Origin of the sequence: Terrisporobacter muris (genome assembly GCF_024621905.1) — a bacterium.
Classification (GTDB): Bacteria; Bacillota; Clostridia; order Peptostreptococcales; family Peptostreptococcaceae; genus Terrisporobacter; species Terrisporobacter muris.
The window spans coordinates 1-5,511 of record NZ_JANKBY010000254.1 but is presented as its reverse complement, the minus strand read 5'-3'; the positions used below and the strand labels follow the sequence as shown (position 1 = coordinate 5,511).

Annotated in this window: 7 protein-coding genes; 3 read left to right on the top strand and 4 right to left on the bottom strand. The window is 25.9% G+C overall.

The annotated features are described in order from the left end of the window. The 3 genes from NSA58_RS15260 to NSA58_RS15250 form a co-directional block, all read left to right on the top strand. Positions 1–245: hypothetical protein (locus tag NSA58_RS15260; protein ID WP_330652586.1), on the top strand; the 245-nt coding region annotated here is incomplete at its 5' end. Further along, positions 242–589: an amino acid permease gene (locus NSA58_RS15255; RefSeq protein ID WP_052232801.1), complete on the top strand. Its 348-nt coding sequence runs from the start codon at positions 242–244 to the stop codon at positions 587–589. The genes NSA58_RS15260 and NSA58_RS15255, both read left to right, overlap by 4 nt. Positions 590–613: 24 nt before the next feature. Beyond that, entirely contained in the window at positions 614–892 is a 279-nt protein-coding gene (locus NSA58_RS15250) for an amino acid permease C-terminal domain-containing protein (protein WP_052232802.1), read from the top strand. 103 nt (positions 893–995) lie between these two features. Here the strand turns inward: NSA58_RS15250 and NSA58_RS15245 are convergent, their stop codons facing one another. From NSA58_RS15245 to NSA58_RS15230, 4 genes are all read right to left on the bottom strand, one after another. Further along, the gene (locus NSA58_RS15245) at positions 996–2,894 is read right to left on the bottom strand and encodes an FtsX-like permease family protein (RefSeq protein WP_257560654.1); all 1,899 of its coding nucleotides are present in this window, start codon (positions 2,892–2,894) and stop codon (positions 996–998) included. Continuing rightward, positions 2,881–3,636, bottom strand: a complete 756-nt coding sequence (locus NSA58_RS15240) for an ABC transporter ATP-binding protein (RefSeq protein WP_039678097.1) — start codon at positions 3,634–3,636, stop codon at positions 2,881–2,883. The genes NSA58_RS15245 and NSA58_RS15240 overlap by 14 nt, the downstream gene beginning before the upstream one ends. 102 nt (positions 3,637–3,738) lie before the next feature. Further along, positions 3,739–4,749 (bottom strand): sensor histidine kinase, encoded by a 1,011-nt coding sequence (locus NSA58_RS15235; RefSeq protein WP_039678098.1) that lies wholly within the window; start codon positions 4,747–4,749, stop codon positions 3,739–3,741. Continuing rightward, the gene (locus NSA58_RS15230; RefSeq protein WP_039678099.1) at positions 4,746–5,420 is read right to left on the bottom strand and encodes a response regulator transcription factor; all 675 of its coding nucleotides are present in this window, start codon (positions 5,418–5,420) and stop codon (positions 4,746–4,748) included. Before NSA58_RS15230 ends, NSA58_RS15235 begins: the two co-directional genes overlap by 4 nt. Between the last annotated feature and the right edge of the window lie 91 nt (positions 5,421–5,511).

Here is a 5,511-nt window from a genome sequence, read left to right as displayed (position 1 = left end):
ATCTGAATTTAGAACTATTCTATTTTTTTATTCAAAAATGTGGTATTAAAATTGATTCATATAAAGACAATCCTTATTCTATAAATAGAATACTTGGTCTAAAAGAAAGTATAACTATAACTGTGGATACGGTTATAGGTGTTGGCTTATTTACAGTTGGTGCCAATGGTGTTGGCTACTTAGGACCTAATGTTATTTTTGCAACTTTATGTGCATTTATTGCAAACCTTATGCAGATGCTATGATACAAGCTGGTATATTAGGCTTTCCACTAATTATGTTATGTCTAGGAATTGCCTTTGGTAGAGATTTTTCTACATTAAACTCTTGTATTGCTGCTCCATCTAGATATTTATATGGAATGGCAAAAGATGGTGTCATCCCAAGTTCATTTGCTAAAATTCATCTAAAATATAAAACACCTTATTTTTCTATAATCTTCTTAGGTATTATCACAATTACCCTTATTTATATTGGGGATATTTTATATGTTGCATCTTTAAGCTTATTTGCTAACTTATTCTATTATATAATTGGATTCTTTGCTTTTATTGAACTTATAAAGAAGTATCCAGATTTAAAAAGATAATACAAATCTCCTTGTGGTATTTTATTGGCGGTATTTAGCATAGTTGTATATGCTATTATTATGACTGAATTGGAAAAAGATACTTTTATAACAGGTATCATCTGGTGTGCTATAGGCGTAATCGTATTCTTATTCTTTAGCAATAAAAATAAAGATATTGAGACAAATGAAGATCCTGTTCCTATTCCTAGTGAAAATGAAATAGTTGAACTTAATAATAAGTATAAAGTTTGGAAAAACATTGTAAGTATTTTATTTGTTTCCATACTTCTTTTATATGTAATCATGTATTTTATTGCATAAGAATTCATAAAAAACACTATTTGCTCTATACTATTTACTATTTTTCACATAAATAAAGCCATATTCTATCTGATTCAATCAAATAAAGTATGGCTTTTAGAAATTATTTCGTTAAAGAAATATATTTTTTTGAAGTTAATAAATAATAAGTTATATATATTATGGTAAAAATAATAGTTGTAGCTATAGTAGAAAGTCTTCCATCCTGATTAAATAAACTTGTTACTGCATAACTTGCTACAGCGCTATGAATTATAGCCACTATAGCTGGGAATAAGAAAAATATACCTACTTGCTTATAAATAGATTTATTAATATATTCTTGGCTTGTTCCTATTTTTCTCAAAGTATCAAATCTAGGCTTGTCTTTACTTGCATCAGAAATACATTTAAAGTACATAATACTTCCTACAGACACTATAAATACTAAAGCCATAAATAATCCTATAAAATAAATTGAATTTATAAAGTTATAACTATCTTCATTAAAATCATCTACGCTATAAGTTTTTATATTACTGCTTTTCTCTATCTCCTTCACTATATTTGCACTATTATCAAAGTTTTTTAATGTGATACAAGATATATTTTCTGTATTCTTATTTAGGTCATGTTTTAAAGAATCAAAAGTATTGTCATTTACAACAATAGTTGGAAGATTCCCTCTAAAAAAACCAAATAAATTCATTGCATAAGAGTCAATTATTTGAATGTTTCTATTCCCTAAATTAAAATCCACTTTAAAATCAAAAGCATTTATTAAATTCTTAGGAATTATAAATATAGCTTCATTATCTTTTAGCTGTGTGTTTAAAAATTTATTTTCATTATCTAATTCTCTATATTCACATATTTTTTTTATGTCTGAATATTTTATAAAGTTCACATCGCCTGTAACAATCAGTGGTGATTCTTTTTTACCAGCTTCAGTAATATCAATATACATAAGCTCAGCTTGTAGTTTATAATCAACCTTCTCATCACTTTTATTTAAAGCATCCTTTACTACTTTGTTATCTAGATTTCCTTCATACATTATACTGTATGGGTATTCCGATTCTTTGCCTTCTGTAAAAACAGTTCTAGTCGCAATGGAAACTATCACACTAGTCAAACAACAAGTTATTAATACTGCAATTTGACCTAGAACTTTATTATTATCTCTTATTCTAAAGATTATATTGTTATAACTTAAAACATTAGTACCTTTATATAAAAAATCTTTATTATTAATTAATTTTGAAACTATAAAAGTGAAAAATCCTTTAAATAATAGCATTGTTCCTATTATAACCATAACTACTGTTGCTAGTATGGCTGCTGTAAATGGTATGTTATATTTTTTGTAATATAAAATCACAACATAAGCTAAAATTATAACTATTAGACCTAAAATACCTTGTAAGGTTTTATTTTTACTATTATCACTTTGGTATATATTTGTTGCATTAATAAGTTTTGTTATATCTGTTCTTAGTAGCGCTATATATTCTTTAATAAATACACAGATTAATATACCTAGAAAAATTAAGCTAGTTATTAGAATAGATTCCTTTGATATTTCAAACTTCATAACAGTATTCACCTTAGAAATTTTAGCCAATGCCATTAAGAATAATTTATTAGTTAAAACTCCTCCAAAAATACCACCCACTAAAGCTATTATACCTATTAAAAGTCCTTCTCCAGCAAATAATAAAGCTATTTTATTATTCTCAACACCCATAAAAGTGTAAATTCCAAATTCTTTTTTTCTCTGCTCTATGAAAAAACTACTTGAATAAGAAATAAAGAATATAAAGAATAAAAACAGCACTATAGCACACACCATTGCTAAAGTTGATACGACGTTTAAATCTTGTATCTGTCTAAATTGCTCACTAAACATAAGCGTTACAAAATTATAAAATACTACAATAGAAAATATCATTGAAAATATATACATCCCATAGTTTTTTATATTTTGTCTTAAGTTCATAAATGAAAGCTTAAAGAAGTTCATTTACTTCACCCCCCATGGAAGTAAGCAAGTTCATTATGCTATTGTAAAATTCTTTTCTATTTCCTGAGCTATCTATTCTAGCATTTAGCCTTCCATCTTTTATAAAGATAACTTTCTTGGAATAACTTGCACTAAATGGATCATGAGTAACCATAATTACTGTTACATTAAACTTTTCATTCATGTCTTTTAAACAATTTAGTAACTCTGATGAAGACTTTGAATCTAGTGCTCCTGTTGGCTCATCAGCAAAAATTATTTTTGGTGATGTTATAAGCGCTCTAGCTGCTGCTACTCTTTGTTTTTGTCCTCCAGATAATTCATATGGATATTTTTTAAGATGAGCTTCTATCCCAAAAAATTTAGCCAATCTTAATATTTCCGACTTGATTGTTTTTTGTTTTTCATTACTTATTACAAGAGGTAGAGCTATATTATCTTCTACGCTCATGCTATCTAATAAATTATAATCCTGAAAAATAAAGCCTATGTTATCTCTTCTAAATCTTGATAACTCCTTATTATTCATTTTACTTATATCTTTATTTTCATAATATACATTTCCTGAAGTAGGTTTGTCCACTGTTGACAAAATATTTAGTAAAGTAGTCTTACCTGCTCCAGAAGGTCCCATTATTGATAGAAATTCGCCTTCTTTTACCTCCAAATTTATGTCTTTCAATATCTTAAATGTATTTTTATTATTTTTAATATCTTTTTTTAAGTTAACAGTTTTTAACATATTACCCTCCAAATTTCTAATATTTATTATACTTATATTTTATAAGCTTTAGATATTTGATTCCATCTCTTAACCTAACACTTTGGAGATAATATGTGTCATTTATGTCACATTGAAATAATCTGATAAATTATAAAAGGTAATATAGACATCACAAAATTCATTTGGAGTAGATACTATATTTATATCATGACTTAATTTGTTTAGAATTTTCTTTGATATGTAAAGTCCCATTCCCGTTGATTTTGTTCTTTTCCTTCCATTCTCTCCCGTAAAACCTTTATCAAAAACTCTTTCTATATCTTGAGGTACAATTCCCATACCATAGTCTTTAATATGAAGTTCACATCCTTTTTTATTTTCCTTAATATAAATTTCTATTCTCCCACCTATATAGCTATACTTAATTGCATTATCAACTACTAGCTCAATTATATGAGTAATCCATTTTTTATCAGTAAGGACAGTTTTATTAATATCATCAACTTGTAAATCTAACTTGTTATATATAAATTGATATTTATTTTTCTTTATTACCTCTTTTATAACTTGTTCCAAATTCACTTCATTTATTATAAAGTCTGAATTGTAGTTACCTGCTCTACTCGAGTACATTGCTTGTTCCACTAATTTATCTATACGACTAACCTCACTATTAATCTGTTTTGATAATTCTCTACTTTCATCAATTTCATTTACTCTTTTCCCTATTATTTCAAGAACTGATATAGGAATTTTTACTTCATGTATCCAGTTTGTCATGTAATCATTAATTTCTTCTAGTTCATTTCTTAAACTATCTACTTCCTCTTCATTATCTTCAATTAACTTCTTAACATTTTTATAAAGATAGTCATTTGCCAAACAAAGATTTTCTTCTCTTATATTATGTATGGACTTTATAAATTTACTTATTTTTCTCTTATAATTACCATAGCCTATTAAAATGAAAATAATGATAACTAAAATTGATAAAATATTAATATAAATTAAAGTATCAATACTATTACTTAAGTTAGGATCTAGTAGTATAGTCACATCTACAATTACCATTATGAAAATAACTAAAATCAAAAACAGTTTCACTTCTTTTAAATACTTTAATAAACTCATCTCAATATGTATCCTTGCCCTTTTTTAGTTTCTATAAAGTCATTTAACCCAATGGAATCTAGTTTTTTTCTTAATCTATTTACATTAACAGTCAATGTATTTTCACTTATAAATTCATCTGTATCCCAAAGTTCTTCTATTATTTCTTCTCTACTTACAATTTTTTCTTGATTGTTCATTAATATATTCATAATTTTTAGTTCATTTTTAGTAAGATCTACATTTTCATCTTTAAAATAAACCTTACCTTCAACTATATTTAAAGTTATATCTTTAAATTTTATTATGTCACTTTTTAAATCATTATTATAAGAATAGGTTCTTCTAAGAATTGCTTGAATTTTTGCCACTAAAACTTGAGGTGAGAATGGTTTAGTAATGTAATCGTCTCCACCCATATTTATGGACATGATTATATCCATATCATTATCTCTTGATGAAATAAAAATTATTGGAACCTTTAGAAAGTTTCTTATTTGTGAGCACCAATAAAACCCATCATAACAAGGTAAATTTATGTCCATTAAAATTAGTTTTGGATTACATTCCAAAACCTCATTAATTATATTTTCAAAATCTTTTATTTCACAAACACTATAGCCCCACTTGCTCAAAATTAAACTTACTTCTCTACTTAAAGCATTGTCATCTTCTATTATAAAAATATCCATTATTATATACCTCTTTGTTGTTTATTCTAAATCAATATTATTATATATTAATTATAATCAATTCTAATGCTTTTCTTACAAGTTGTACATT

Bases quoted from the DNA above. Each gene is read 5' to 3' on its own strand.
- NSA58_RS15255 (WP_052232801.1), top strand. From the start codon at position 242: ATGATACAAGCTGGTATATTAGGCTTTCCACTAATTATGTTATGTCTA.
- NSA58_RS15245 (WP_257560654.1), bottom strand. From the start codon at position 2,894: ATGAACTTCTTTAAGCTTTCATTTATGAACTTAAGACAAAATATAAAA.
- NSA58_RS15240 (WP_039678097.1), bottom strand. From the start codon at position 3,636: ATGTTAAAAACTGTTAACTTAAAAAAAGATATTAAAAATAATAAAAAT.
- NSA58_RS15235 (WP_039678098.1), bottom strand. From the start codon at position 4,749: ATGAGTTTATTAAAGTATTTAAAAGAAGTGAAACTGTTTTTGATTTTA.
- NSA58_RS15230 (WP_039678099.1), bottom strand. From the start codon at position 5,420: ATGGATATTTTTATAATAGAAGATGACAATGCTTTAAGTAGAGAAGTA.